The sequence below is a fragment of the Streptomyces sp. NPDC110618 genome (assembly GCF_055657065.1).
Map to the genome: position 1 here is coordinate 65,801 of NZ_JBVKBN010000017.1, position 24,462 is coordinate 90,262.

The 24,462-nt window shown below is 71.8% G+C and carries 27 protein-coding genes; 12 read left to right on the forward strand and 15 right to left on the reverse strand.

Features of this window, described 5'->3' with window-relative positions; translation table 11 throughout:
* Positions 1-17: 17 nt before the first annotated feature.
* Positions 18-923 (reverse strand): helix-turn-helix domain-containing protein, encoded by a 906-nt coding sequence (locus ACZ7L7_RS26455; RefSeq protein WP_472077449.1) that lies wholly within the window; start codon positions 921-923, stop codon positions 18-20.
* A 70-nt stretch (positions 924-993) separates the two neighbouring features.
* On the opposite strand from ACZ7L7_RS26455, the gene ACZ7L7_RS26460 reads away from it, so the two are divergent.
* Positions 994-1,791, forward strand: a complete 798-nt coding sequence (locus tag ACZ7L7_RS26460; protein ID WP_285512034.1) for a phytanoyl-CoA dioxygenase family protein — start codon at positions 994-996, stop codon at positions 1,789-1,791.
* Positions 1,792-1,893: 102 nt separating this feature from the next.
* Here the strand turns inward: ACZ7L7_RS26460 and ACZ7L7_RS26465 are convergent, their stop codons facing one another.
* Positions 1,894-2,862, reverse strand: coding sequence for an aldo/keto reductase (locus tag ACZ7L7_RS26465; protein ID WP_472077451.1), 969 nt, complete (start codon positions 2,860-2,862; stop codon positions 1,894-1,896).
* Positions 2,863-3,042: 180 nt separating this feature from the next.
* Here ACZ7L7_RS26465 and ACZ7L7_RS26470 point away from each other — a divergent pair, with 180 nt between their 5' ends.
* Positions 3,043-3,906, forward strand: a complete 864-nt coding sequence (locus ACZ7L7_RS26470; RefSeq protein WP_471593087.1) for a hypothetical protein — start codon at positions 3,043-3,045, stop codon at positions 3,904-3,906.
* On the opposite strand, the gene ACZ7L7_RS26475 is transcribed toward ACZ7L7_RS26470, so the two are convergent.
* Positions 3,903-4,442, reverse strand: a complete 540-nt coding sequence (locus ACZ7L7_RS26475; protein WP_472077453.1) for a flavoprotein — start codon at positions 4,440-4,442, stop codon at positions 3,903-3,905. The two genes, ACZ7L7_RS26470 and ACZ7L7_RS26475, sit on opposite strands and share 4 nt — an antisense overlap.
* A 49-nt stretch (positions 4,443-4,491) precedes the next feature.
* The gene (locus tag ACZ7L7_RS26480; RefSeq protein WP_285512030.1) at positions 4,492-4,692 is read right to left on the reverse strand and encodes a ferredoxin; all 201 of its coding nucleotides are present in this window, start codon (positions 4,690-4,692) and stop codon (positions 4,492-4,494) included.
* Positions 4,693-4,849: 157 nt separating this feature from the next.
* Here ACZ7L7_RS26480 and ACZ7L7_RS26485 point away from each other — a divergent pair, with 157 nt between their 5' ends.
* From ACZ7L7_RS26485 to ACZ7L7_RS26495, 3 genes are all read left to right on the forward strand, one after another.
* Positions 4,850-5,299, forward strand: a complete 450-nt coding sequence (locus ACZ7L7_RS26485; RefSeq protein WP_285512029.1) for a nitroreductase family deazaflavin-dependent oxidoreductase — start codon at positions 4,850-4,852, stop codon at positions 5,297-5,299.
* A gap of 218 nt (positions 5,300-5,517) precedes the next feature.
* The gene (locus tag ACZ7L7_RS26490; RefSeq protein ID WP_285512028.1) at positions 5,518-6,534 is read left to right on the forward strand and encodes a glutathione S-transferase family protein; all 1,017 of its coding nucleotides are present in this window, start codon (positions 5,518-5,520) and stop codon (positions 6,532-6,534) included.
* Between the two features lie 5 nt (positions 6,535-6,539).
* Positions 6,540-6,884 carry a DUF4235 domain-containing protein gene (locus ACZ7L7_RS26495; protein WP_472077455.1) on the forward strand — a complete coding sequence of 115 codons (345 nt, stop codon included), beginning with the start codon at positions 6,540-6,542 and terminating at the stop codon, positions 6,882-6,884.
* Positions 6,885-6,951: 67 nt separating this feature from the next.
* On the opposite strand, the gene ACZ7L7_RS26500 is transcribed toward ACZ7L7_RS26495, so the two are convergent.
* The 3 genes from ACZ7L7_RS26500 to ACZ7L7_RS26510 all read right to left on the reverse strand — a co-directional run bounded on the left by ACZ7L7_RS26500 (position 6,952) and on the right by ACZ7L7_RS26510 (position 8,660).
* Positions 6,952-7,344 carry a VOC family protein gene (locus ACZ7L7_RS26500; protein WP_285512026.1) on the reverse strand — a complete coding sequence of 131 codons (393 nt, stop codon included), beginning with the start codon at positions 7,342-7,344 and terminating at the stop codon, positions 6,952-6,954.
* Between the two features lie 79 nt (positions 7,345-7,423).
* Positions 7,424-7,888: a pyridoxamine 5'-phosphate oxidase family protein gene (locus tag ACZ7L7_RS26505; RefSeq protein ID WP_285512025.1), complete on the reverse strand. Its 465-nt coding sequence runs from the start codon at positions 7,886-7,888 to the stop codon at positions 7,424-7,426.
* Between the two features lie 58 nt (positions 7,889-7,946).
* On the reverse strand, positions 7,947-8,660 hold the full coding sequence (locus ACZ7L7_RS26510; RefSeq protein ID WP_453604773.1) for a TetR/AcrR family transcriptional regulator: 714 nt from the start codon (positions 8,658-8,660) through the stop codon (positions 7,947-7,949).
* A 160-nt stretch (positions 8,661-8,820) separates the two neighbouring features.
* Here ACZ7L7_RS26510 and ACZ7L7_RS26515 point away from each other — a divergent pair, with 160 nt between their 5' ends.
* The 3 genes from ACZ7L7_RS26515 (at position 8,821) to ACZ7L7_RS26525 (ending at position 13,834) form a co-directional block, all read left to right on the forward strand.
* On the forward strand, positions 8,821-10,314 hold the full coding sequence (locus tag ACZ7L7_RS26515) for an APC family permease (protein WP_471593086.1): 1,494 nt from the start codon (positions 8,821-8,823) through the stop codon (positions 10,312-10,314).
* Positions 10,315-10,324: 10 nt separating this feature from the next.
* Positions 10,325-11,956 (forward strand): amidohydrolase, encoded by a 1,632-nt coding sequence (locus ACZ7L7_RS26520; protein ID WP_472077458.1) that lies wholly within the window; start codon positions 10,325-10,327, stop codon positions 11,954-11,956.
* Between the two features lie 192 nt (positions 11,957-12,148).
* Positions 12,149-13,834: a hypothetical protein gene (locus tag ACZ7L7_RS26525; RefSeq protein ID WP_285512021.1), complete on the forward strand. Its 1,686-nt coding sequence runs from the start codon at positions 12,149-12,151 to the stop codon at positions 13,832-13,834.
* Positions 13,835-13,900: 66 nt separating this feature from the next.
* Here the strand turns inward: ACZ7L7_RS26525 and ACZ7L7_RS26530 are convergent, their stop codons facing one another.
* From ACZ7L7_RS26530 to ACZ7L7_RS26550, 5 genes are read right to left on the reverse strand one after another with little or no spacing between them, the layout of a single operon-like run.
* Entirely contained in the window at positions 13,901-15,148 is a 1,248-nt protein-coding gene (locus tag ACZ7L7_RS26530; protein WP_453604765.1) for a cytochrome P450 family protein, read from the reverse strand.
* Positions 15,145-15,750 carry a GTP-binding protein gene (locus ACZ7L7_RS26535; protein ID WP_285512019.1) on the reverse strand — a complete coding sequence of 202 codons (606 nt, stop codon included), beginning with the start codon at positions 15,748-15,750 and terminating at the stop codon, positions 15,145-15,147. The genes ACZ7L7_RS26530 and ACZ7L7_RS26535 overlap by 4 nt, the downstream gene beginning before the upstream one ends.
* Complete coding sequence (locus ACZ7L7_RS26540) at positions 15,731-16,102, reverse strand: DUF742 domain-containing protein (RefSeq protein WP_285512018.1); 372 nt, start codon at positions 16,100-16,102, stop codon at positions 15,731-15,733. Before ACZ7L7_RS26540 ends, ACZ7L7_RS26535 begins: the two co-directional genes overlap by 20 nt.
* Positions 16,099-16,509: a roadblock/LC7 domain-containing protein gene (locus ACZ7L7_RS26545; RefSeq protein WP_015655861.1), complete on the reverse strand. Its 411-nt coding sequence runs from the start codon at positions 16,507-16,509 to the stop codon at positions 16,099-16,101. Before ACZ7L7_RS26545 ends, ACZ7L7_RS26540 begins: the two co-directional genes overlap by 4 nt.
* Positions 16,506-18,227 carry an ATP-binding protein gene (locus tag ACZ7L7_RS26550; RefSeq protein ID WP_472077461.1) on the reverse strand — a complete coding sequence of 574 codons (1,722 nt, stop codon included), beginning with the start codon at positions 18,225-18,227 and terminating at the stop codon, positions 16,506-16,508. Before ACZ7L7_RS26550 ends, ACZ7L7_RS26545 begins: the two co-directional genes overlap by 4 nt.
* 271 nt (positions 18,228-18,498) lie before the next feature.
* Here ACZ7L7_RS26550 and ACZ7L7_RS26555 point away from each other — a divergent pair, with 271 nt between their 5' ends.
* Together ACZ7L7_RS26555 and ACZ7L7_RS26560 are read left to right on the forward strand one after the other, a co-directional pair.
* The gene (locus ACZ7L7_RS26555) at positions 18,499-18,861 is read left to right on the forward strand and encodes a DUF1304 domain-containing protein (RefSeq protein ID WP_453604760.1); all 363 of its coding nucleotides are present in this window, start codon (positions 18,499-18,501) and stop codon (positions 18,859-18,861) included.
* Positions 18,858-19,424, forward strand: a complete 567-nt coding sequence (locus ACZ7L7_RS26560) for a TetR/AcrR family transcriptional regulator (protein ID WP_471431799.1) — start codon at positions 18,858-18,860, stop codon at positions 19,422-19,424. Before ACZ7L7_RS26555 ends, ACZ7L7_RS26560 begins: the two co-directional genes overlap by 4 nt.
* Before the next feature lie 295 nt (positions 19,425-19,719).
* Here ACZ7L7_RS26560 and ACZ7L7_RS26565 read toward each other — a convergent pair whose 3' ends face one another.
* Both ACZ7L7_RS26565 and ACZ7L7_RS26570 read right to left on the reverse strand, forming a co-directional pair.
* The gene (locus ACZ7L7_RS26565) at positions 19,720-20,526 is read right to left on the reverse strand and encodes a hypothetical protein (protein WP_285512014.1); all 807 of its coding nucleotides are present in this window, start codon (positions 20,524-20,526) and stop codon (positions 19,720-19,722) included.
* A gap of 61 nt (positions 20,527-20,587) precedes the next feature.
* The gene (locus tag ACZ7L7_RS26570) at positions 20,588-21,535 is read right to left on the reverse strand and encodes a GlxA family transcriptional regulator (protein ID WP_285512013.1); all 948 of its coding nucleotides are present in this window, start codon (positions 21,533-21,535) and stop codon (positions 20,588-20,590) included.
* 71 nt (positions 21,536-21,606) lie between these two features.
* On the opposite strand from ACZ7L7_RS26570, the gene ACZ7L7_RS26575 reads away from it, so the two are divergent.
* Together ACZ7L7_RS26575 and ACZ7L7_RS26580 are read left to right on the forward strand one after the other, a co-directional pair.
* Entirely contained in the window at positions 21,607-22,557 is a 951-nt protein-coding gene (locus ACZ7L7_RS26575) for an NADP-dependent oxidoreductase (RefSeq protein ID WP_472077464.1), read from the forward strand.
* Between the two features lie 247 nt (positions 22,558-22,804).
* Positions 22,805-23,185 carry an anti-sigma factor antagonist gene (locus tag ACZ7L7_RS26580; protein WP_285512011.1) on the forward strand — a complete coding sequence of 127 codons (381 nt, stop codon included), beginning with the start codon at positions 22,805-22,807 and terminating at the stop codon, positions 23,183-23,185.
* Between the two features lie 29 nt (positions 23,186-23,214).
* On the opposite strand, the gene tuf is transcribed toward ACZ7L7_RS26580, so the two are convergent.
* Positions 23,215-24,408: an elongation factor Tu gene (gene tuf, locus ACZ7L7_RS26585; RefSeq protein ID WP_471431795.1), complete on the reverse strand. Its 1,194-nt coding sequence runs from the start codon at positions 24,406-24,408 to the stop codon at positions 23,215-23,217.
* Positions 24,409-24,462: the final 54 nt, after the last annotated feature.

The window sequence follows — 24,462 nt, forward strand, 5'->3', positions numbered from 1 at the left end:
AGCGGTTGAGCGCCTGCTCAGCGGCCTATGGCCCGGTAGGCGCCGGGTGGTGTGCCGTAGCGTTCGCGGAAGACGCGGTTGAAGTGAAAAGGGCTGGCGAATCCGGAGGCGGCCGCGACCCGTTCCACCGGCAGGTCGGTGCCCTCCAGCAGACGTGCGGCGTGGCGCAGCCGCGCCTCGCGCAGCGCGCGCATCGGTGACCGGCCGAGCTGCTGGGTGAACAGGTGGGCGAACCGGGACGGCGACAGGGCGACGTGTGCGGCGAGCGAGGCGACCGTGTGCGGCGCGCCGGGGTCGGCGGCGATCAGGGCCTCGGCGCGCCGTACGCGCTCGTCGACGCCCGGTGAGGGCGCGGCGGCGGTGTGTGCGCCGGCCGCGGCCAGCAGGACGGCCTCCTCCAGGGCGCACAGGGCCAGTTCGCGGGCGGCGGAGCTGTGGGCCACGGCCACCGGTTCGGCCTCGGCGCCGCTCTCGCCGGGCGGCACGCCGGTCCCGGTCCAGCGGGCGTCGGCGAGCATCCGCCCGAACGCCGCCTCGATCCGGGCGCGCGGCGCGTCCGGGGCCGGGGGGACGACGTACAGGCCGTCCCCGGCGGCGTAGGGGCGCAGCCAGTCCTGCCAGTTCGGGCGCGCCTGGCAGTGCGCCCACCAGAACCGCCAGTGGCGGGCGCCCGGGTCGACGCCGTAGCGGTGCCGGACGCCGGGGGCGAGGACGACCAGGTGTCCCGCGGACGCGCGGGCCCCGGTGCCGCCCTGGCGGAGTCTTCCGTGGCCGCCGGTGGTCCAGGTGAACAGCCAGCTGTCCGCGCCCAGGGGCCGGTGCACGGCGTATCCGGGCGGCCGGTCGAAGCGTCCGACGACCACCAGGCCGGGCGGCGGGGCGGGGTCACCGGCAGCGGTGTCGGGCAATCCGCCGGCACGCATGGGCATCCTCCTCACCGGGGCGTCGGCCTAGCGTGACGCACACAGGGCCCCGACGCGAGGGAGTGCGCGCATGACAGTCACGGACATCTCCGCCGTAGTCCGGCAGTTCCACGAGGCCGGGTTCGTGGTCGTGCGGGGGCTGTTCGCCGCCGACGAGATCGACCGGCTGTGCGAGCGGTTCGCGCGGCTGCACGCGGCGGGTCCGGTGCCGGGGCACTTCGAGCCGCGGCCGGGGGACGGGGATCCGCTGCGGGCGTACCCGAGGGTGATGCAGCCGCACGAAATCGACGAACTGTCGCTGCGGACCCTGCTCGACCCCCGGCTGCGCGCGGTGCTGGAGGAACTGCTCGGCGAGGAAGTGCTGGCCGCGCAGAGCATGTTCTACTTCAAGCCGCCCGGCGCCCGGGGCCAGGCGCTGCACCAGGACAACTTCTATCTCCGGGTGGAACCGGGCACGTGTGCCGCCGCGTGGATCGCCTGCGATGTGATCGACCGGGCCAACGGCGGCCTCGAAGTGGTGCCCGGCACGCACCGGATGGAGCTGTTCTGTCCCGAGGAGGCGGACGCGGACGTGTCGTTCGCGCGGGAGTACGTTCCGCCGCCGCCCGGACTCACCGCGGTGCCGGTCGACATGGCGCCGGGGGACGTGCTGTTCTTCAACGGCAGCCTGGTGCACGGGTCCCGGCCCAACCGCAGCGCCGACCGGTTCCGGCGCTCGTTCATCGGCCACTACGTCGGGCGGTCGGCGAAGCGGATCGGGGGCTACTACCGGACGTTGTCGATGCGGGGCGAGCGGGTGGTGCTGGCGGAGAGCGAGGGCGCGGGTCCGTGCGGCACGGAGTTCACGACGCCGCACGGACCGCATTAGGGGCCTCGGCACCGAGCTCGCGGCACCGCACGGACCCCATCAGGGCCTTCAGCACGGAGCTCGCGGCGCCGCACGGACCCCTTCATGGCCTTTCGGCCGGGATCAGTGGCCGACGATCGGACGTGCCGTGTAGGGCTGCTCCAGTTCCTCGATCTCCTTCTCGCTCAGGGTCAGTTCCACCGACGCCACCGCGTCCTCGATGTGTCCCGGCCGGGCCGCGCCGACGATCGGCGCCGCCACGGTCTCCCGCTGGAGGAGCCAGGCGAGGGCGACCTGGGCGCGCGCAACGCCACGGTCGTTCGCGACCCGGGTGACCGCCTCGACGATCGTGCGGTCGCTGTCCAGGTACAGACGGCTGCCGAAGTTGTCGCCCGCGCTGCGCTCGGTGACGGTCCCCCAGTCGCGGGTGAGGCGACCGCGGGCCAGCGGGCTCCAGGGCAGTACGCCCACGCCCTGGTCCGCGCAGAGGGGCAGCATCTCCCGCTCCTCCTCGCGGTAGAGCAGGTTGTAGTGGTTCTGCATGGAGACGAACTTGGTCCAGCCGTGGCGCTCCGCGGTGTACTGCAGCTTGGAGAACTGCCAGGCGTACATCGAACTCGCGCCGAGGTAGCGGACCTTGCCGGCCTTCACCAGGTCGTGCAGCGCCTCCATGGTCTCCTCGACCGGGGTGTGCGGGTCGAAGCGGTGGATCTGGTAGAGGTCGACGTAGTCGGTGCCGAGGCGGCTGAGGCTGTGGTCGATCTCCGCCATGATGACCTTGCGGGACAGGCCGCGGCCGTTGGGACCCGGGTGCGTCCGGCCGTGCACCTTGGTGGCCAGGACGATCTCGTCGCGGCGGGCGTAGTCGGCGAGCGCCCTCCCGACGATCTCCTCGCTGGTGCCGTCGGAGTAGACGTTGGCGGTGTCGAAGAAGTTGATGCCCGCCTCCACCGCCTGGCGGATGAGCGGGCGGGATGCCTCCTCGTCGAGCGTCCACTCGTGCACGCCTCGGTCGGGCAGCCCGTAGGTCATGCAGCCCAGACAGATCCGCGACACGTCCAGGCCCGTCGAACCGAGCTTCACGTACTGCATCGTTGCTGCTCCTGCCTTCGGGGTGGGTACCAGGTGGAGCGTACGTACCCGGCGGGCGGTGCGCAGGGGCGTCCGCGGGGTGACCGTACGGCGTGGGAGCGTCCGTGCGCCGGGGGCGTGCGCGCATGCTCGGTGCGGTGACCGGCGCCGGGCCGGTCGGAGCCGTACGGGAGGCGGACGGTGCGGACACGTCGGACCAGGCCGAGGACTCTGCTGGGCGCGGCGGCGCTGCCGCTCGCCCTCGTGGCGCCCGCGTGGGCGCTGCCGGACCCGCCGTCGGCGCCCGCGCCGGTCGCGGCGGAGCCGGCGACGCTGTGCGCGCCCGCGGGAATCCTGCGGGGGCCGGGCGGGCAGCGGGCGTCGGTGTCGCTGTGCCTGGGCAGCGGTACGCCGATGACGGCGGTCTCGGCACCGGCCGTCTGCCACCGCGACGACTCCCCTACGCGACCCGCGTGCCTGACCTCGGGCACCTGGACGGCCCGCCGCGACGGCGAGGTGGCGGCCACCGGCACGCTGCCCGGCTCACGGGAGTACCCCGGCCCCGGCACGTACGACATCGAGGCCGACGTCCGGGTCCGCTCCGACCCCGCGGGCGTGGACCTGCGCGGCACGGTCCGCGCCACCCTCACCCTGACGGCACCGAAGGCTCCGCCGACACACCGGGTCGAGGTGGACGGGGGTCCGGTGCGGCGCGGCGGTACGACGACCCTGACGTACACCGTGTACCGCGACAGCGAGCGCGGGGACGGCAGCGCGCGGTTCGGGCTGATCGGCGAGGAGGGTTCGGGGATCGAGCTGGCGACGGACGACGCGCGGTGCGTGAATCCGCTGATCGGCCGTCATCCATCGAAGGAACGTCACCTGTTCGCGCTGGACTGCGCCCTGACGGACCTCCAGCCGGGCGCCCCGGCGACAGTGCGAGTCCGGGTCACGCCGCGCGAGGCCTGCTCGAGCGTCGTGTCCAAACTGGGGTACTGGATGCCGCAGGGCCAGGCGCTGTACACCGGGGGGATGGTGGCGGGGCCGACGGTGGAGTGCGTCTAGGATCCGTCCGCTTCGATCAGGTCCAGCGCCCGCTCCCAGCCGAACTCCGGCCGCCGCCCGTCCTCCTGGGGCTCGCCGGAGTACGGCTCGCCGAAGCGGACGCCCATGCCGCGGAGCCGGTCCAGGCTCTCCCGGTAGGCGGGGTGGGCGGCGAGCGCGTCGGCCACGCAGGGCAGCGCGGCCACCGGGACACCGAGCCCCGGGGCCTCGCACAGGGTCGCCACGGCGAGGGTGTCGGCGAGGCCCGCGCCCCACTTGTTGACGGTGTTGAAGGTCGCGGGGGCGGCGATCACCGCGTCCGGCGGAGGAAAGGGCCGGGGATCGGCGGGGGTGCGCCAGGCGGAGCGGATGGGCCGTCCGCAGAGCGCCTCGACGGCGGCCGTGTCGAAGAAGCCGTTCATCGCCACGGGCGTCGCGATGACCCCGACCTCCCACCCCCGCTCCTGCGCGGCACTGACCAACTTGCCCACGCCGGAGGCGATTCCGGCGGCACAGACGACTACGTAGAGGAAGGCTTTGCGGGGCTGTTCGGTCATCCCGGCAGCGTACTGAAGGGCCGATGCCCGAAGCCTGCGTGGGCCCTGGTCAGTGGCTCGGCGGCGACACGCTGATCGCGCCGACCGGGCAGGCCCTGGCCGCCTCGCGGGCCATGGGGTGGTCGGTGCCGTTCTCGTGGCCCGGGACCAGGGTGCTGAGGCCGTCGTCGTCCTGGGTGAAGAGGGCGGGGGCGGCCAGCGCGCACTGGCCGGCGCCGATGCAGGTGTGCCTGTCGATGTCGATGTGCATGACGGGAGCGTCGCCGCGAGGTGCGGCGGACGGCGGCATTCGGTGCCCGTGTCGGCGATTTCGTGGGCCCGATTCGCTCCACTGGGCTGGATGAATCGTGCGCGCACGGGTGTTGTCGCAGGGTAGGCAGTCGCACAACGACGAGGGGATCGATGCCATGCCTCTTGAGGGTGAGTACGAGCCCAGCCCGACCCGGTGGGTGCGGGAGCAGGTCGAGCTGTACGAGAGTTCCGGCGGTACCGAGGGGACGACGCTGCGGGACACCGGGCTGCCGGTGGTGCTGCTGACGACGCGGGGCGCGAAGAGCGGGAAGATCCGCAAGACCCCGCTGATGCGCGTCGAGCACGAGGGCCGGTACGCGGTGGTGGCCTCCCAGGGCGGGGCCCCCAGGCACCCGGTCTGGTACCACAACCTGAAGGCCGATCCTCGGGTGGAGCTGCGGGACCGTACGGAGCAGTGGGACATGACCGCCCGCGAGGTCACCGGCGCGGAGAAGGCCGAGTGGTGGGAGCGGGCCGTCGCGGCGTATCCGCCGTACGCGGATTACCAGAAGAAGACCGACCGGGAGATTCCGGTGTTCGTGCTGGAGCGGGTCGACGAGAGCTGAGCGTCCTCGTCCGGAGATTTCTTCACGACCGGACGCATGAACGCACCGCCCCCGGGCACACGTGCGTCAGGCCCCGCCGCGCTCCCCCGTCGCGGCGGGGCCCTGCCGTGCCTCACCGACGTCCGACGGTCGCAACTCGCCGGGACGCGGTGGATCACCTGTGTGCCGTCGGGCGAAATCGGGGGACCCGGTGGGTGTCCGACCATGAGGAGGCACCCATGCCCGAGGACGGCAACGCGGCGTACGGCCATGTCTCGTTCGCCCGGTCGAAGAGTCACTTCGCCGACCGGATCACCGTGGACGGGCGGGACGGCTGGCCGGTGGCGGCGGGGCGCTACCGGCTGGTGGTGAGCCGTGCCTGTCCGTGGGCGAGCCGGGCGGTGATCTCGCGGCGGCTGCTGGGCCTGGAGGACGCGCTGCCGATGGCTGTCGCCGACCCCGTTCAGGACGACCGCAGCTGGCGCTTCACACTGGACCCGGGCGGGCGTGACCCGGTGCTGGGCATCCGGTTCCTGGCCGAGGCCTACGAGGCGCGGGAGGAGGGGGCCCCGGGCGGGGTGAGCGTGCCCGCGGTCGTGGACGTGCCGAGCGGGAAGCTGGTCACCAACGACTACCAGCGGCTCACCCTCGACCTCGCCACCGAGTGGACGGCTCTGCACCGGGCGGGGGCGCCGGATCTGTACCCGCGCGAGCTGCGGGGCGAGATCGACCGGGTGATGGCCGAGGTCTACGAGGACGTCAACAACGGGGTGTACCGGACCGGGTTCGCGGTGGACCAGAAGGAGTACGAGGGGGCCTGTACGGCCGTGTTCCGGCGGCTGGAGCGGGTGGCGGCGCGGCTGGCGGGACAGCGGTATCTCGTGGGCGACACGATCACCGAGGCGGACATCCGGCTGTTCACCACGCTGGTGCGGTTCGACGCCGTGTATCACGGCCATTTCAAGTGCAACCGGTGGAAACTGTCGGAGAACCCGGTGCTGTGGGCGTACGCCCGCGATCTCTTCCAGACCCCCGGGTTCGGTGACACCGTCGACTTCGATCACATCAAACGGCACTACTACCAGGTGCACACCGGTATCAACCCGACCGGGATCGTGCCCCTCGGCCCGGACCTCTCCGGCTGGCGGAGCCCGCACGGCCGCGAGAGGCTGGGCGGTCGTCCCTTCGGTACCGGCACCCCGCCCGGTCCGGTGCCCGCGGCCGAGGCGGTCTTGGACCTCACCGCACAGCCCTGACCCCAATGGAGGCAGACGTGGCCAAGAAGAAGCAGAAGAAGCTGAAACTCCCGCTCGCCTACAAGCCCCTCGGGTTCGCGATCGGCTGGGTGGGCGGCACCGTCGCCGGGCTGGTCTTCCAGACCACCTGGAAGGCCCTCCGCCACGAGGACGACGCCCCCGACCCCCTCGACCAGGACCGCGGCTGGGGCGAGATCCTCCTCGCCTCCGCCATCCAGGGCGCCATCTTCGCGGTGGTGCGCAGTGCCGTGAACCGCACGGGCGCGAAGGCCGTGGAGCGGTCCACGGGGGTGTGGCCGGCGGGCGACGTGAAGAAGAAGGTCGAGGCGAAGGCGGCAGCGGAGGCGTAGGCGCCGCCGCCCGGGACACCGGGGGGCCGCTGCCGCGAGCGGTACCGGCCCCCGGGTCGTCCACGGGCTACCCCCGCTTCGGCGCCGCGGAGGGCCCCGTCAGCAGGGTGAACGAATGGCCCGCCGGGTCGCTGTAGCTCCGTTCCTCGAACGGCCCCGCCGTGTCCCGGGTGTCGAGGGCGCGGCCGCCCAGGCCGATGACCCTGCGTTCCGCCTCGTCCAGGTCGTCGACCACGAAGTCGAGGTGGACCTGGAGCGAGTTCTCGGGGCGCGGCCAGCTCGGGGCGGTGGCGTTCATGTCGCGGCGGAAGGCCATCCGGGTGCCGTCGGCGCTCCTGATCTCCACCCGGTTGGCGCTCTCGTGGATCTGCTCGGCGTCCAGCAACTCCCGGTAGAACACGGCGAGTTTCTCGGGTTCGGCGCAGTCGAGCACGACGACGCCCGCTTTCACCAGGGCCATGGCTCCTCCGTACGGTCGCGGGCACGGGACCCAACTGCCCCGCCGCCCTGTGCCGTTCGGGTGTCCCGGTGCGCCGGAATCAGTCCGCGACGAGCCAGGTGCCGTCGCGCATCAGATCACGCCCGGCGAGTTCGTTGGCCTCGCGCCAGGCCTGCACGCGCTGCGGACGGACCCTGAAGTACAGGTACTCGGTGGTGAGTTCGCGGGGGTCGAAGCCCGTCTTCGCGGCGAAGCGGTCTCCCTCGCCCTCGCGCAGTTCCGCGGGGGTGAGCGTCTCGACCGTGCCCTCGATCATCACCACGTCCCGCGTCGGCCCGACGCCCAGGCGCACCGTCCCGGTCGCCTTCAGGTTGCGGCCCGTGGGGCTGGCGGCGGGGGTGGCGAGGAGCAGGGTCTCGCCGTCCCAGAGGAAGGACAGCGGTACGAGGTAGGGTGCTCCCCCGTCGGGGCCCGCCGTGGCGACCCATACGTCCTCGTCGTGCTCCAGGCGGTGCAGGGTGTCGAGCTTGCGCTGTTGCGCGGGGCGTGCGGGCGGCTTGGTCATCGTGGGACGGCCTCCTGTCGGAACACGGTCGGTCGCTGCCCAGTGTGGCAGTGGATGATCATGCACGTCCCCGGATTTCGAACAGCCGTGCCTCAGCGGCGCTCAGCAGCATCTCCAGCGCCGTCGGGTACGAGCTGTGCCGCATGTCGGCGACCAGGTGGCGGGCGCTGGCCGCGATGTTCGGGTGGGTGTCGGCGGGGAGGCGGGCGTACGTGGCCTGCCATACGGCGTTCTCGGCGTCCCGCGCGGGCTTCGGCAGTGCCGCTCCGGCCGCGTCGAGGGCGCTGAAGGCGAGGGCCTGGTCGACGAAGGCGTGGTAGACGCGGACCGCCTCGGGGTCGGGGAACCCGGCCCCGCGCAGCACGCCGAGGATGGTCTCGACGGCCTGGATCTCGTGCACGCGGCCGGTGACCCGGTAGGCGCTGAGCACGGCGGCACGCGGGTGGCCGAGCGCCCCGGAGTGGATGCGCAGGCCCAGGTCGCGCAGGTCGGCGCGCCAGTCGCCGGTGGGCCGCCAGTCGCGCAGGGTGCGGCCGATCAGCTCGTCGGCGACGGCGAGGAGCAGGTCGTCGGTGTGCCGGAAGTACCGGTACAGCGAGCTGGGGTCGGCGCCCAGGGCGCGGCCCAGGCGGCGTACGGACAGGGCCTCGGCACCGTGCTCCTCGATGAGCCGCAGCGCGGTGGCCACGATCAGCTCCTCGGACAGCACCACGCCCTGCTTGGTGGGCCGTCTGCGCCGCCGCTCGGCGGGCGGCACGACGCGTTCGGTCATGGCTGTTCCTTCCCACGCGGGCCGGTGGCGGCCGGGTCGGTGGCGGTTCCGGGCCGGTGGCGGCACCTTATGACAACACCGTTGACCTGTGAAGCGCCCGGCCAGTTTCATGTGCGGTCACCGGGGCCTGCCAGGCCCCCTGGTGCGAGCGGAGCACGCCATGACCGACACTCCCCCGGCCCTCGACCCACCCGTTCTGCGCAAGTCCCTCGGCGTCCTGGACGGGGTCGCCATCGCCGCCTCCAGCACGGCGGCCACCACCAGCATCGGCATCGGACTCGGCGTCACCGCCGGCGTCGTCGGCCTGCACCTGCCGGCGATCATGCTGCTGGCGTTCCTGCCGGTGCTGGGCATCGCGGGCGCCTACTCCCGCCTCAACCGCGTCGAGCCCAACGCGGGCAACGGCTATGTGTGGGTGGGCCGTTCACTCAACCCCTGGCTCGGCTTCATGGTCGGCTGGGTGACGATCGTGGCGGTGGTGGCGTTCCTCGCCTACACCACGGCGGTCACCGGTTCGGCTCTCATCCAGCTCGCCGGGGACGCCGGTGTGCACCGGGTGGGCGGCCTCGGCCTCGACCCGGGGTCGACGGCGCAGACCACGGCGGTGGGCCTGGTGGTCCTGGCCGGGGTCACCCTCACTGCCGTCACCGGCGTCCGCAAGGCGGCCCGCCTCCAGGGCTGGCTGCTGGTCTTCGAGTACGTCGTCCTGCTCGGCTTCTGCGGCTACGGCATCGTCACCGGCCCGCACCCCTTCAGCCTGAGCTGGTTCGACCCCTTCGCCATCCCCTCCCCGACCGCGCTCGCCCAGGGACTGCTGCTGTCGGTGTTCTGCTACTGGGGCTTCGAGGCGGCGTTCACCGTCACCGAGGAGGTGCGCGACCCCCGTGACGCCTCGCGGGCCGGTTTCACCACCCTCTTCACCATGCTGGGGCTGTTCCTGCTCGGCTCGGTCGCCTTCCAACGGGTCCTGTCGGAGGAGGAGTTGGCGGGCCACGGCGCCGAGGGTCTGGCCTTCTTCGGTGAGCGTCTCGCCGATCAGCCGCTGTCGGTGCTGCCGCTGGTGGCGCTGATGTTCTCGGCGGTGGCCTCGCTGCAGGCCGGGGTGATCCCGGCGGCCCGGGGCATGTTCGCGATGAGCCGGGACCGTACGCTCGGCCCGGTGTGGTCCAGGGTCAGCCCCCGGTACGGCACTCCGGCGGCCGGGACCGTGCTGATCGGCGCGCTCGCGGCGGCGGTCGCCGCGCTCTCCCTGGTCATCCCGCGCCTCGCCGACATGATCATGGCCACCGTGACCGCCGTGGGCATCATCGTCACCCTCTCCTACGCGCTCACCGCCCTCGCCGCCGCCGTCCGCTTCCGCTCCCTGCTGCGCGAGGACCTGTGGCAAGGGGTCCGGGCGGTGGTGCTGCCGGTCCTGAGCGCGCTCGTCCTGATCGCCCTCGGCGGCTATCTCGGCTGGTCCTTCTACGACTCCGCCGACCACTTCGAACTGCGCGCGGACAACGGCTGGTTCCTGCTGGCCACCCCGCTCGCGATGATCGCGTCCGGCTTCGTCGCCGCCGCCTGGGCCCGCTGGGTCCGCAAGTCCCCGTACTTCCGCACCGGCGAGGGCACCGACTCCGAGTCCCCGCGCCTGCTCCCGACACCCCACTAGGAGACGGACCATGCACGCAGACCTGCTCTTCACCGGCGGCCCCGTCCTCACCCCCGAGGGCCGCACCGCCACCGCGGTGGCCGTCACCGGCGGCCGGATCACCGCCGTGGGACACGACGAGGTCCGGGAACTCGCCGGACCGGGCACCGAAGTGGTCGAGCTGGACGGGCGGCTGCTGCTGCCCGGGTTCCAGGACGCGCACGTCCATCCCGTACCCGCCGGGCTGGAACTGGCGCAGTGCGATCTGACCGGGGCGCGGACGGCCGCCGAGTCCGTGGCCGCGGTACGCGCGTACGCCGAGGCGCACCCCGAGCGGGAGTGGATCACCGGGGGCGGCTGGTCCATGGAGGCCTTCGAGGGCGGTACGCCGACGAAGGAGCTGCTGGACGCGGTCGTACCGGACCGGCCGGTGTATCTGCCCAACCGTGATCACCACGGGGCCTGGGTCAACAGCCGGGCTCTGGAACGCGCCGGGATCACCCGCGACACGCCCGATCCGGCGGACGGACGGATCGAGCGGGACGCCTCGGGGACGCCGAGCGGGACCCTCCAGGAGGGGGCCATGCGGCTGGTGGGTCGGCTCACTCCGCCGGCCACGAAGGAGGACCGGGTCGCGGCGCTGCTGCGCGCCCAGCGCCATCTGCAGTCCCTGGGCATCACCGCCTGGCAGGACGCGCTGGTCGGGGAGTTCGCCGGGATGGACGACCCGGCCGAGGCCTATCTCGCCGCCGCCCGCGACGGGTCGCTGACCGCGCGGGTGGTGGGGGCGCTGTGGTGGGACCGCGGGCGCGGCGCCGAGCAGATCCCCGAACTCGTCGAGCGCCGGGCGGCGTTGAGCCACGGACGGTTCCGGGCGGGGACCGTGAAGCTGATGCTGGACGGGGTCGCCGAGAACGGTACAGCCGCACTGCTGGAGCCGTACCTGGACGGCTGCGGCTGCGCCACCGCCAACCTGGGCACCAGCTTTGTCGACCCCGGCCAACTCCCCCAGTACGTGACCGAGTTGGACGCGCTGGGCTTCCAGTGCCACTTCCACGCGCTGGGCGACCGGGCGGTACGGGACGCGCTGGACGCGATCGAGGCGGCGAGGGCGGCCAACGGGAGGCGCGACACGCGGCACCACCTGGCGCATCTCCAGGTCGTGCACCCGGAGGACGTGCCGCGCTTCGCCCTCCTCGACGCGACGGCGAACATCCAGCCGCTGTGGGCCGCCCACGAACCGCAGATGGACGAGCTGACCATTCCCTTCCTGGGACCCGAACGGGCCGCGTGGCAGTACCCGTTCGGCGCGCTGCTGCGCTCCGGCGCCCGGCTCGCGGCGGGCAGCGACTGGCCGGTCAGCAGTCCGGACCCGCTGGCGGGCATCCATGTGGCGGTCAACCGGGTCTCGCCGGACAGCGCCGCGCCGGTGTTCCTGCCGGGCGAACGCATCGGGCTCACCGAGGCGTTGACCGCCTACACGGCGGGATCGGCGCATGTGAACCACCTCGACGACACCGGCGCGGTGCGGCCGGGTGCACTGGCTGACCTGGTGGTTCTGGACCGGGACCCGTTCGCCGTTCCGCCGGAGGAGCTGGCCTCGACACGGGTGGCGCTGACCTATGTGGGGGGCGAGCGAGTATACGCAGCTCAAGTGGCTTGAACAGTAACGGATATCACGGCCGGGTCACGGTGTAGATCATTTACGCTCTGGGCAGTCTCGTTCCGCTTCTCGATTCAACTTACGCATCGGGAAGGCGAGTTCGAATCTGTGGGGCGGCAGAGCGGCCGCCCCCGGCCGACTGTCACGGCCTTCGATTCCGTTGCCAGGACCACTGCTTGAAGGGAGACCGGTGTGAAATCTGGAGTCGTGGGCGGTGGTCCTGAGATATCCACGGCGGAGGCGGGGATCGCCCTGGCCCGTTTGTTCGGCCGGCACATCCGCGGCCGCACCGAGGAGGACCGCAAGTGCCAGGCCGCCGCCCAGCAGCGGCTGGACGCGCTCGGCTCCCCCCACCCCGGCACCACGCTGCACCTGGAGGGAGCCCTCCAGCCGACGCCGCACGCCTACCTCCCGCCGGACGAGGCCGGGCAGGCCCGGCTCCGCCGGCTGGAGGCCAGCCTGCGCCTGATCGAGGAGGCCTTCCCGCAGGTCGGCACCGACATCGAAGTGTGCCGTCTGACCTGCGAGATGCTGGAGGGCGCCTGGCGCAGCCGGGCCCTCGCCCCGCCCCGCGCACAGCAGGCCGCCGACTGCTCCTGCGCCCTGTGCCGCCAGTTGCCCGCCGCACCCGAGCGGACCCTGGCCGACTACCGCTGGCGGCAGAGCGCGGGACTGCCCCTCGCCGTGAAGACCTGGCCGTACCGCCGGGAGCTGGACAGCGTGCTGACCGGCGGCTGGTCCGTGGTCCGGGTGATGAACGATCTGGAGCGGGATCTCGGCTACCGGCACCGCTTCGAGGACGACATCCTGCTGTTCCACGAGTACAAGCGGGTCATCGACACCATCGACACCGATCACCTCACCCGGCTCATCGAGGACCGGCTGGCCGAGGACTTCAGCACCAACACCGCGCGGGCCCTGGTCTGCGGCCTGTACGCGGCGCACAAACGATCCGCCGACGAGCACTGGCTCCAGCAGCACCAGACGGGCACCGTGGTGCTCCCGCAGACCAACCCGCTCGGCCAGAGCACCTACTCGGCGCTGCAGATGATGGACTGCCTGTTCTGGCACGTCTCGCCCGACAGCGAGCTGTGGCAGGAGGAGCATCTCGCCTCCCTGCTGCTGTGCCGGGTCGTGGACGACATGACCGACGTCCGCGTCGACGCCCTGACCGGCGAGATCAGCAACTTCTGGCTCTCCGGCATGTCCGCCCACACCAAGGCGCTCTACGCGGCGAGCGCGATCGCGCTGATCAAGTACGGCTGCATGCCCGAGGCGCACTCCTCGATGTGGAACACCTGGCTGATGCCCAGCACCATCGTCTGGATGGCGCTCACCGGGCGGCACGCCCTGTGGTTCGACGGCATCACCCAGGGCCTGGCTCCGGCCCAGGACTGCGCGCTGTGCGACCTCCAGCCCAACGCCTGCTCGGGCATCCTCACGCACGGCACCACGCTCACGCTGAGCCCGCGGCGCAGCGCACCGTCGCTCAGCGCGCGGACCGCCGAGCTGTCCGAGCGCTGCCGTGTCCACTTCCCCGGGGCCTGGCCGCTGTTCGACGCCGAGCTGCACGCTTTCGAGGCGCTGCACGGGCCCTGGCACGGCAACACCGACACCGTCTGGTCGATCCTGCGCCGTACCTACATCGCCGCCGTGGAGGCGTCCCGCACCGAGGCCGGCCCGGACCGCGCCCGTGAGGTGCAGCAGGACTCCGGCGTGGTCGGTTCGGAGTTCTTCTACACGATGTACGAGCCGGAGACGGGCCGGGAGGACACCGCGCTGCTGGCCTACATGTTCGGCTGCGCCCACCCGCACTTCCTGTGGAACGCCACCGGGTACCGTCCCGCGGACCTGAAGGGCGACTGGCTCGACGGCTGAGCCCCCCGGCACGACGGAGAAGGCCGCTGCCCGGTCGGGCAGCGGCCTTCTTCGTCCGGTGGTGCGTCACACCTCGAACTCGACCGGCAGGCTGTCCAGCGGCGAGGTCCAGGTGGAGGAGGTTGTGGTGAGCTCCTCCGGCGGCACCGCGAGGCGCAGGCCCGGCAGCCGGTGCAGCAGGATGTCCACGCCGATCTCGATGATGGACATCCCGATGCTCTGCCCGGGGCACTCGTGCGGGCCCGAGCCGAACGCCAGGTGCGCCTGGTTGCCGTGCACCGACACGCTCGGGTCGGGCCGGACCTCGGGGTCGAGGTTGCCCGGCGCGAGACCGAGCACGAGCAGGTCACCCTCCCCGATGCGGTGCCCGCCCAGCTCGACGTCGCTGGCGGCGAAGCGGCCCGGCAGCACGGCCAGCGGCGGGGAGTTCCACATCGCCTCCTCCATCACCGCCGAGATGTTCAGCTGGCCGCTGATCAGCCCGGAGAGCCGGGAGGCGTCGGTGAGGACCAGCTCCAGCACCCGGGCCAGCAGATTGGTCGTGACGTGCGCGGCGATCAGGATCGCGCGCAGGTGCATCACGACCTCGTCGTGGTCGAGCCCCGCGTGGTGCTCCAGCAGGTTGGTGGCGAGGTCGGAGCCGGGTTCGGTGCGCCTGCGCTCGGCGAGCTCGCCGAAGATCTCCCGGATCACGCCGTCGTGCGTGACGGCGTCCTCGCCGCCCTTCATGACCTGCGCGCAGGACTCGACCAGCCGCCGCCCCTCGGCCTCGGCGAGACCGAGGATGCGGGCGACCACCAGCATCGGCAGCAGATCGGCGAAGTCCGTCACCAGATCGGCACGGCCCAGGTGCGCGAACGTGTCGATCTGCTTGTTGGCGAAGTGGGTGGCGTGGCGCCGGATGCCGCGGTCCACGGCGGCCTGGAGGCCGTCGCTGACGGCGCCGCGCAGCCTGCGGTGCGCCTCGCCGTCCTGCGAGACGCAGTCGGGGCGCCAGGCGAGCATCGGGACCAGCGGGGAGTTCTCCGCCACCCGGCCCTCGCGCATGTCCCGCCAGAAGTGCGCGTCGCGGGCGAACTGGCGGGGATTGTCGAGCACCCGCCGGCTGTCCCGGTAGCCGAGGACCAGCCAGGCCGGGATGTCGCCCTCCAGCAAGACCGGGGCGACCGAGCCGTGCTCCTTGCGCAGCCGCTCGTAGATCCCTCGCGGGTCGGTGGCCACCTCGTCCCCGTACAGCCGGACCAGGTCGGCCGAACCGTGCGCGACCGGGCAGCCGCGGGGGGCGTCGGGACTGTCGAAGGTCTGGTCGGTCATCGGGGCTCCAGGGCGGCTGCGGATCGTTCCATCAGATGACGCATCAGGGTGATCAGCACATCACGGCTGGAGGCTCGGTCGCGGGCGTCGCAGACCACGATCGGCGTCTGCGGCGAGATGTCGAGCGCGTCCCGGATCTCCTCGATGGGGTGGTCCTTGGAGTCGGGGAAGACATTGAGGGCGATGACGAACGGCACGTTCTGCCGCTCCATCTCCTCGATCGCCCGGAAGCTGGAGGCCAGCCGCCGGGTGTCGACCAGCACGACCGCGCCGAGCGCACCCTTGAACAGGCCGTTCCACAGGAACCAGAAGCGCTCCTGGCCCGGGGTCCCGAACAGGTACAGCATCAGTGAGTCGTTGATGCTGATCTTGCCGAAGTCGAGGCTGACGGTCGTCTGCGTCTTGTCGGCGACCCCGATCAGATGGTCGACGTCGGCGCTCGCCTGGGTGAGGGTCTCCTCCGTGGTGAGCGGCTTGATGTCACTGACCGAGCGGACCATCGTGGTCTTCCCGGTGCCGAACCCGCCGGCGATCATCACCTTCACCGAACGGGTCCCACCGGCCGACAGCTCGCCGGGGTGATCAAAGCCTTTGAAGTCCACTGAGTACCTCCTCAAGGAGCGCGAGGTCGGGCCCGCGGCCGGCGCCGTGCACCGGAATGGGGTCTCGGGCTTCGACGCGACCTGCCTCCAGCAGATCCGCCAGCAGCACCGCGAGAATGTTGAAGGGCAATCCGAGGTGGGCGCCGAGTTCGGCGACCGACAGCGGATCACGGCAGCGCCGGAGGATCTCCTCGTGCTCGTGCTGCATGCCCGGTAAGGGGGCTACGCGGGAGACGATGAGGGTCGCCACGTCAAGGCTCGACGCCGAACCGCCCGGTCCGCTGCGCCCCTTCGTCAGGACGTAGTAGCGCTCAAGACCGGACGGGTCCGTGGGCCGGCGGGGAGCACTCATCCAGAGTGCTCCTCCAGGCGCGGGGTGGTGCCCAGCAACTCGCCCATTCTGCGCGCCAGGTCCCGCATCTGGTGTCCGAGCAGCCCCTGGTCGAGGCCCTCACGGGCGAGGACGCCGAGATACGTCTCCACCCCGGCCCGTACGACGAACAGGTGACCGCCGTCGACCTCGATCATCGCCAGCCGCAACTGCCCCGCGTATTTGGGGAACTGCTCGGCGACCGGCTGGGCCAGCGCCTGCAGGCCGGCCACCACGGCGGCGAAGCGGTCGACGTCGTCGGGGTCTTCGGCGCCGTAGGAGGTGATGGCCTTGCCGTCGCTGGAGGCCACCAGGGCGAAACGGATCTCCGGGATGGACTCCACGAGATCGCGGAGCGCCCAGCTCACGTCGGTTCCCTGCTGCGTCATACGGACTTGTCGCTCTCTTCGGTGTGGTGCTCGGTGGACTCGCGTCCGGCGGTGACGTCGGCGCCGGACCCGCTGTCGCCGTCTGCGGACTCCCGGCCGGCGGTGGCGAAGGCGGCCAGGCCGGCGAAGGAGGCGTCCGGCGGGACGGCCGCGACCGCGGTCCCCTCACTGCTTTCGGTGCGTTCGGCCGGCTCGTGACGGGCCGCCTCGCTCCGCCTGCTGCGGCGCCGGGGCAGTCCTCCGGGCGTGGTGTCGACGTCGTCGGCGGCGACCGTGGCGGCCGGCGCGGGGGCGACGGCGGTACGGGACGCGGACTCCGTCGCCGCCGGGGCCGCCGGAGCGGTGGCCGCGGCGGACGCCGGGAGCGGGCTGAAGTACTTGTGCGGGACCACCACGACCACCGAGGTGCCCAGCCACGGGGAGTCCGCGAAGGTGACGCGGATGCCGTAGCGGCGGGCCAGGGTGCCGACGACCCGGAGGCCGATGCTGGCGTCCTCCGAGATACCGCCGAGACCCGCGCCGGGCGCGGTGCCGGCGAGCGCGTGCTCGGCCTCGCGCTTCTTCTCCTCGCTCAGGCCCTTGCCCGAGTCCTGGATCTCGATGCCGACGCCGTTCGGCACCTCCTTGCCGGAGACGACCACCGGTTCGGTGGGCGGCGAGTAGCGGGCCGCGTTGTCCAGGAGGTGGGCGAAGATCAGCGTGAGGTGGTCCACCAGACCGCCGTCGACGCCGAGGTCGGGCAGATGCCGTACCTCGACGCGGTGGAAGTCCTTGATCCGGCCGATGCCGCCGCGGACCACGCTGAGCAGGCGCTGGGGCTCCTGCCACTGGCGTCCCGGGCGGTCCGAGCCGCCGAGCACGCCGACGCTGGCGGCGAGACAGTCGGCGGGGCCGATCGCCTGGTCCAGCTCCATCAGGCCGCGCGCCACGGACGGCAGCCGCCCGTGCTCGCCCTGCATCTCGTGCAGGCGTCCGCGCAGCTTGCTGGTCAGGACGTGGATCCGGTTGCCGATACTGATCACGGCCTGTTCGGCGGAGGTGGAGCGGTTGAACTCCGTCTCCACGCCGATCAGGGAGGTGCGCAGCACCTTGCGCAGTTCGGCCCGGAGTTCCTTGCTGACCTTGGTGTGCTCACTGACGACCGGCAGCAGGTCGTCCACGGCGTCACCGGCGCGCAACCGCTCCAGCGTCTGGGGAAGCTGCTCCGCCGCGAGGCGGGCGACGGCCTCGTGCTGGTCGGCCAGCTGTTCCTTGAATCCTTCGGCCTGGTCGGCGAGTTGGGCCTCGTAGGCCTTGGCCTGTCCGGCCAGCCGCTCCTCGAAGAGCCGGGTCTGTTCGGCGAGCCGGGCCTCGTACTCGCCCGCCTGCTCGTTCAGGCGGCTCTCCATGGCGGCGCGTTCACCGTCCAGGGCCACCCGTTCGGCCGCGAACTTCCGCTCCAGGCCCGCCACATGCTGCTGCCACTGCTGGGAGTGCTCGGCCTGCTGGGCGCGGAAGGAGGCTTCGGCGCGGCCGAGTTGGGTCCGGGTGCGGAGCAGCAGCCGTACACACGCGGTGCCGGCCGCGGTGGCCGCGGCGCCGGCGACCGCGGCGGTTATTCGTTCGGAGCTCATGAATGTCGCGGCTACCGTCCCGCCTCCTAAAGCCAGCGGCATCAGCCACCAGCTGTACCAGGCGACAGGGGCCCGCGCCGCCGGGGGCGGAGTGGCGAGTTCCATCTGCATCCTTCGAACCAACACGATCGAACAAGGGGGGCGTGCAAGGGGGGACGCACTCATGAGTACGCACCACGAGCGAACCCAGGGGGTGACGGGTCAACTCGCGGCGCCGTGGGGGAGCTTATCGGGTTCGAGGGCAAAAGGATCAACCAGGCCCGGTCGGTGGAGGTGAGCGTTCCGTCACTCTCTGCCAGGAATCAGTCGGAATCGATCCTGGACAGATGTCCAGCTATAGTGGACACCTGTCCATGAGTCGAGGAGAGGGAATTCCGTGGAAACACTCGCGAAGGTGCTGGTGGGGCTGGTGGCCGCGCTGCACTTCTACATCCTGGTGCTGGAGATGTTCCTATGGCAGAAGGCACCGGGGCGTTCACTCCACGGTTTCGATCCACAGCTGGCCCGGACCACCGCGCCGCTGGCCGCCAACCAGGGCCTCTACAACGGTTTCCTGGCGGCCGGACTGGTCTGGGGCCTGATCGCGGCCGACCCCACGGGCCACGACGTCCAGATCTTCTTCCTCGTCTGCGTGGTGGTCGCGGGCGTGTACGGCGGGGCCACCGCCAACCCGCGGATCCTGCTGGCCCAGGCGCTGCCCGGCGCGCTGGCTCTGGCCGCGGTCCTGGCGGCGGGGTGAGTGACACGACGGGGCCCGAGGACCCCAGGGCCGCGCGCACCCGGCAGCGGCTGCGGCAGGCGCTGCTCGACGAGTGCACCGAGCGACCGCTTTCCCGGGTCTCGGTGGCCGCGGTGGTGCGGCGGGCCGGCGTCGGCCGGGCCACGTTCTACCTGCACTACGACGGCCTGGAGGCGCTCGCCGTCGACGCCTGCGCGGACGTGGTGCGCGAGGCCGTGGAGGCCCTGCACGCCTGGCGGGGGCGGCCCGATCCGGTGCACGCGCCGCCCGCGCTGGTGGAGTTCTTCCGTGCGCTGGCTCCGCATGCCGGGCTGTACCGGGAACTCCTCGCGCCGGGCGGTGGCGGGCCCCTCGGCCGTATGCTCCACCACGACCTGAGGGCCTACAGCCTGCGCGAACGCCAGCTGGTCGGCGCGCCGGACGCCCCTCTGGTCGCCTCGGCGGTCACCGCCACGTTCGCGGGCGTCCTGGCCGACTGGCTGCACGGCCTGATCGAGGCGCCCGCGGAGGAAGTGGCGGACCAGGTCTGGCAGTTGCTGGTGGCGCTGCACCGCAGTCGGTGAGCCGGAGGTGTTTCGCCCCCGCCGCCCCTACCCGACCCGTCCTCCAGGGGCTTCGCCCCTTCGACCCCGAGGGGTTGTGTTTCGGGTGCGGGTGGGTGGGGGTTGTTCGCGCAGTTCCCCGCGCCCCTGAGGTCAGGGGCTTCGCCCCCGCTTTCAGCCTGTCCGGCGTTTGAGGACGAGGCCCGTTCAGGGCCGATTGGGGGTCTGGGGGGCGGAGCCCCCAGGGGACGGTGGGGGTCCCCCCTCTGGGGGAGGGTAGGGGCGGCGGGGGCGAGGAAAAGCCTCGCGGCGCGAACTACCGGCAGCCGAAGCCCTTCTTCGTCGCGGGCCACACCTCCACCCCGTCCGGCGTGCGGACGTACGCCTTGGTCGGGGTGGCGTCACTCAGCCACAACTCCCAGTCCCCGTACCGGTACCCGGTGTCCCGCGCATCGCCCGGCAGACGGGCGGAACCGTCATAGCGAGCCGTCAAAGACCCCGGCGGCAGCACCCCCTCCGGATCCCGGGCGAAGAGACGGCCCCCCTTCCCCCACCCGGTCGACAGAAGGTGCGCCTCCTGCCAGCCACAGTGCTCGGCACCCACGCTGCTGTGCACCTCGGTGACGGGTACGCGCCGCCCACGCTCATCGGTCCAGATCTCGAACGGACTGTCATAGCTCTCCGGAAGCTCGGCCGGATCGCACTGCGCACTGCTCTCCGGCCCCCAACCCGGTCGCCCCTCCCCGCCCTTGGCGACGATCACCGCGACCTTGGTACGTCCGTCCACGTCAAGGGAATAGAGCACCCGATCCCCCTCCCGCCGCTCCTCGCGGTAACCGGTGGGCGGCACATCGGGCTGTTCGAACTCGAAGTAGAGCTTCAGTCCTTCCTCCGGGGTCGCGCCCGCGTCGCCCTCGCCCCACCGGTCGGCGCCGCCCTTGGAGAAGACCTTGCCGTCGCACTCCAGCGCCCGCTCCGCGGAGTCGCGCAGCGACCCGGAGTACACCGTGGCCGGAGCCGACGCCCTGTCGTCGACAGCCCCCTCCGCACCGTCATCGCACCCCACCGCGGTCACCCCGACCGCCAACACCCCGAACGCCACCGCCATCAGCCTGGTACGCATGCCCACCCCTGGTCCGCCGCTTGTATCTGCACCCCTCCGACGCGGCGGCATCCCCAAACGTTCAGGCGCGGCGGGCTTCCTGGAACGTGCGCCGGTACGCCTGTGGCGACACCCCGATCGCGGCATGCAGGTGCTGCCGCAGCGAGGCCCCCGTGGCGAAGCCGACCTCTCCCGCGATGTGGTCCACCGACAGATCGCTGACCTCCAGCAGATGCCGGGCCCGCGCGACCCGCTGCTGGATCAGCCAGCGCCCCGGGCTCAGGCCCACCTCGTCGTTGAAGCGGCGCGCGAAGGTGCGCAGGCTCATCCGGGCGTGCGCCGCGAGATCGGCCAGGGTCAGCGGCTCGCCGAGGCGTTCCAGCGCCCAGGCCCGGGTGGCGGCCGTGCTGGAGCCGCCCGGCTGCGGCACCGGCTGCTGGATGTACTGCGCCTGTCCGCCCTCGCGGAACGGCGGCACCACACAGCTGCGGGCGACGAAGTTGGCGAGTTCGCTGCCGTGGTCCTTGCGCACGATGTGCAGGCACACATCGACCCCGGATGCGGCCCCGGCGGAGGTGAGGATCCGGCCGTCGTCGACGAACAGCACGTCGGGGTCGAGCTCGATGTGCGGATACAGCCGCCGGAAGTGGTCGGCGAGGTGCCAGTGCGTGGTGGCCCGGTGCCCGTCGAGGAGCCCGGCCGCCGCCAGGACGAAGGCACCGGTGCAGATCGAGACGATCCGGGCCTCGGGACGGATCAGCGCCAGGGCCTCGGTCACCTCGTCCGGGAGCCGCTCGGTCAGACACCACGGGTCGACGGCGGCGACGACCACGGTGTCGGCGGTGGCCAGCAGTTCCGGCCCGTGCTCGACACCGACCGTGAAGTCGGCGTTCGTCCGCACCGGGCGGCCGTCCACCGAGCAGGTCAGCACCTCGTAGCGCCCGGCCGCGCCGAGGATGCGGGCAGGAATGCCCAGCTCGAAGGGGTAGACGCCGTCCAGCGCCAGGACGACCACGCGTTCCTTGACCATGGCACGATCCTATCGAAGCTTGGCAATCGTGCCATTTCCCGGGAGGCGGACCGACGGCAGGCTGGTGGACCATGAGCACTGTGCAGACGATGCGAGCCATCAGTCAGGACGTCCTCGGCGGTCCCGAGGTCCTGAAGGTCGTGGAGCGGGAGCGGCCCTCACCGCGCCCCAACGAGATCCTGGTCCGGGTGCGGGCGGCCGGAGTGAACCCGACCGACTGGAAGCACCGGGAGAACGGCGGGTTCCTCGGCAAGCCGCCGTTCGTCCTCGGCTGGGACGTGTCCGGGGTGGTGGAGGAGGTCGGTATCGGGGTCGCCCGGTTCCGGCCCGGCGACGAGGTCTTCGGGATGCTGCCGTACCCGTACGGGCACGGCTCGCACGCGGAGTACGTCACCGGCCCGGCCCGTGCCTTCGCACTCAAGCCCGCCGTGATCGACCACGTCCAGGGCGGCGCGCTGCCGCTGGTGTCGCTGACCGCGTGGCAGGCGCTGGTCGAGACGGCCGGGCTCCAGGAGGGGCAGCGGGTGCTGGTCCACGCGGCGGCCGGCGGGGTCGGTCATGTGGCCGTGCAGATCGCGAAGGCGCGCGGCGCCCATGTCATCGGCACGGCGAGCGAGGGCAAGCACGAGCTGCTGCGGACGCTGGGCGCGGACGAGCTGATCGACTACCGGTCGGCCGACTTCGCCGAGGTGGCGAAGGACGTCGATGTCGTGCTGGACACGATCGGCGGCGACTACAGCCTGCGCTCGCTGCGGGTGCTGCGGCCGGGCGGGATCGTGGTGTCGATCCTGCCGGTGGGCTCCGCCGAGTTCTACGAGGAGGCGCAGCGGCTCGGGGTGCGGGCGGTGCGGATGCTGGTGGACGCCTCGCACTCCGGGATGCGGGCGATCGCCGGGCTGATCGAACAGGGCGCGCTGCGCGCCACGATCGCCGAAACCTTCCCGCTGGCCGAGGCCGCCGAGGCGCACCGGCTCGGCGGGACCGGCCGTACGGCAGGGAAGCTGGTCCTGCTGGGCGAGTGACACAGGCGGTGCCGGACGGGGGCGCTCCTCGTCCGGCACCGGGTCGCACGGCGTAGTGAACCGGCCGAAGTTGTGGTCCCTGAGCGCCAACCCGCGTACGCCGGAGCGCAATTCAAAGACATATGTCAATCGAACATGCTCAGATTGCCTCCATCGAGGGTAACTTGCAGTGCGGGGACCGGTTCTGCTTCCGGTCGTCCGCCGGTACCCCCGACACCCCAGGGCGCAGGTTGGAGGCGATGTGGTCGTGCAGCAGGAACCTGCACTCTTCTCCCGCCACCTGCGTGCCCGCCAGGACCGGGGGCACACGGTCCTGGAGTTCCTCGGCGAGATCGACATCGCCGCCGCCATCGAACTCCTCCCCCAGCTGGACCGGGTGACGGCCCGTCCGCACGCGCGGATCGTGATCGACCTGCGTCCCGTGGAGTTCTTCGACTGCTCCGGGCTGCGGCTGCTGTACCGGGCGCGCGCCCGGGTCCTGGACCAGGGCGGGCAGCTCCAGCTGGTCTGCGACCATCCGCTGACCCTGCGCATGATGCGGATCACCGGTCTCGCCCTGCTGCTTCCTCCGCATCCGACGCTGGACGCGGCCCTGGGCCAGCCCGAGGCCACGTCCGGCTCGGTGTGACAGGTCGACAGAGCGACAGATCGACAGGGCTACTTCAAGATCCTGGTGACCTGACCGGCCCCGACGGTCCGTCCGCCCTCACGGATCGCGAACTTCAGGCCCTCCTCCATGGCGACCGGCTGGATCAACTGGACGGTCATGGTGGTGTTGTCGCCGGGCATGACCATCTCGGTGCCCTTCGGCAGCGAGACCACACCGGTGACATCGGTGGTGCGGAAGTAGAACTGGGGACGGTAGTTGTCGAAGAACGGCGTGTGACGGCCGCCCTCGTCCTTGGACAGGATGTACGCCCGCGCCTCGAACTCGGTGTGCGGGGTGACCGATCCGGGCTTGATGACGACCTGCCCGCGCTCGACCTCCTCGCGCTTGACGCCGCGCAGCAACAGGCCGACGTTCTCCCCGGCGCGGCCCTCGTCCAGGAGCTTGCGGAACATCTCGATGCCGGTGACGGTCGTCTTCGTCTTCTGCTCGTGGATGCCGATGATCTCGACCTCGCTGTGGACGCGCAGGGTGCCGCGCTCGATCCGGCCGGTGACGACGGTGCCGCGGCCGGTGATGGTGAACACGTCCTCGATCGGCATCAGGAACGGCTTGTCCACGTCCCGCTGCGGCTCCGGCACCGCCGAGTCGACGGCGTCCAGCAGATCGAGCACCGACCGCGCCCACTGCTCGTCGCCCTCCAGTGCCTTGAGCGCGGAGACCCGGACGACCGGGACGTCGTCGCCCGGGAACTCGTACTCGGTGAGCAGTTCGCGCACCTCCAACTCCACGAGTTCCAGGATCTCCTCGTCGTCGACCATGTCGGTCTTGTTGAGGGCGACGACGATGTACGGCACGCCCACCTGGCGGGCGAGCAGCACATGTTCCTTGGTCTGCGGCATCGGCCCGTCGGTGGCCGCGACGACGAGGATCGCGCCGTCCATCTGGGCGGCGCCGGTGATCATGTTCTTGATGTAGTCGGCGTGGCCCGGGCAGTCGACGTGGGCGTAGTGACGGGTCTCCGTCTGGTACTCGACATGGGCGATGGAGATGGTGATGCCGCGCTGCCGCTCCTCGGGCGCCTTGTCGATCTGGTCGAACGGCGTGTACGGGTTGAGGTCGGGGTAGCGGTCGTGCAGCACCTTGGTGATGGCCGCCGTGAGGGTGGTCTTGCCGTGGTCGATGTGGCCGATGGTGCCGATGTTCACGTGCGGCTTGGTGCGCTCGAACTTCGCCTTCGCCACTGCGGGGCCTCCTCATCGGGTGAGTGAGGCCGGGCCATTCCCGGCTGTGCCTTC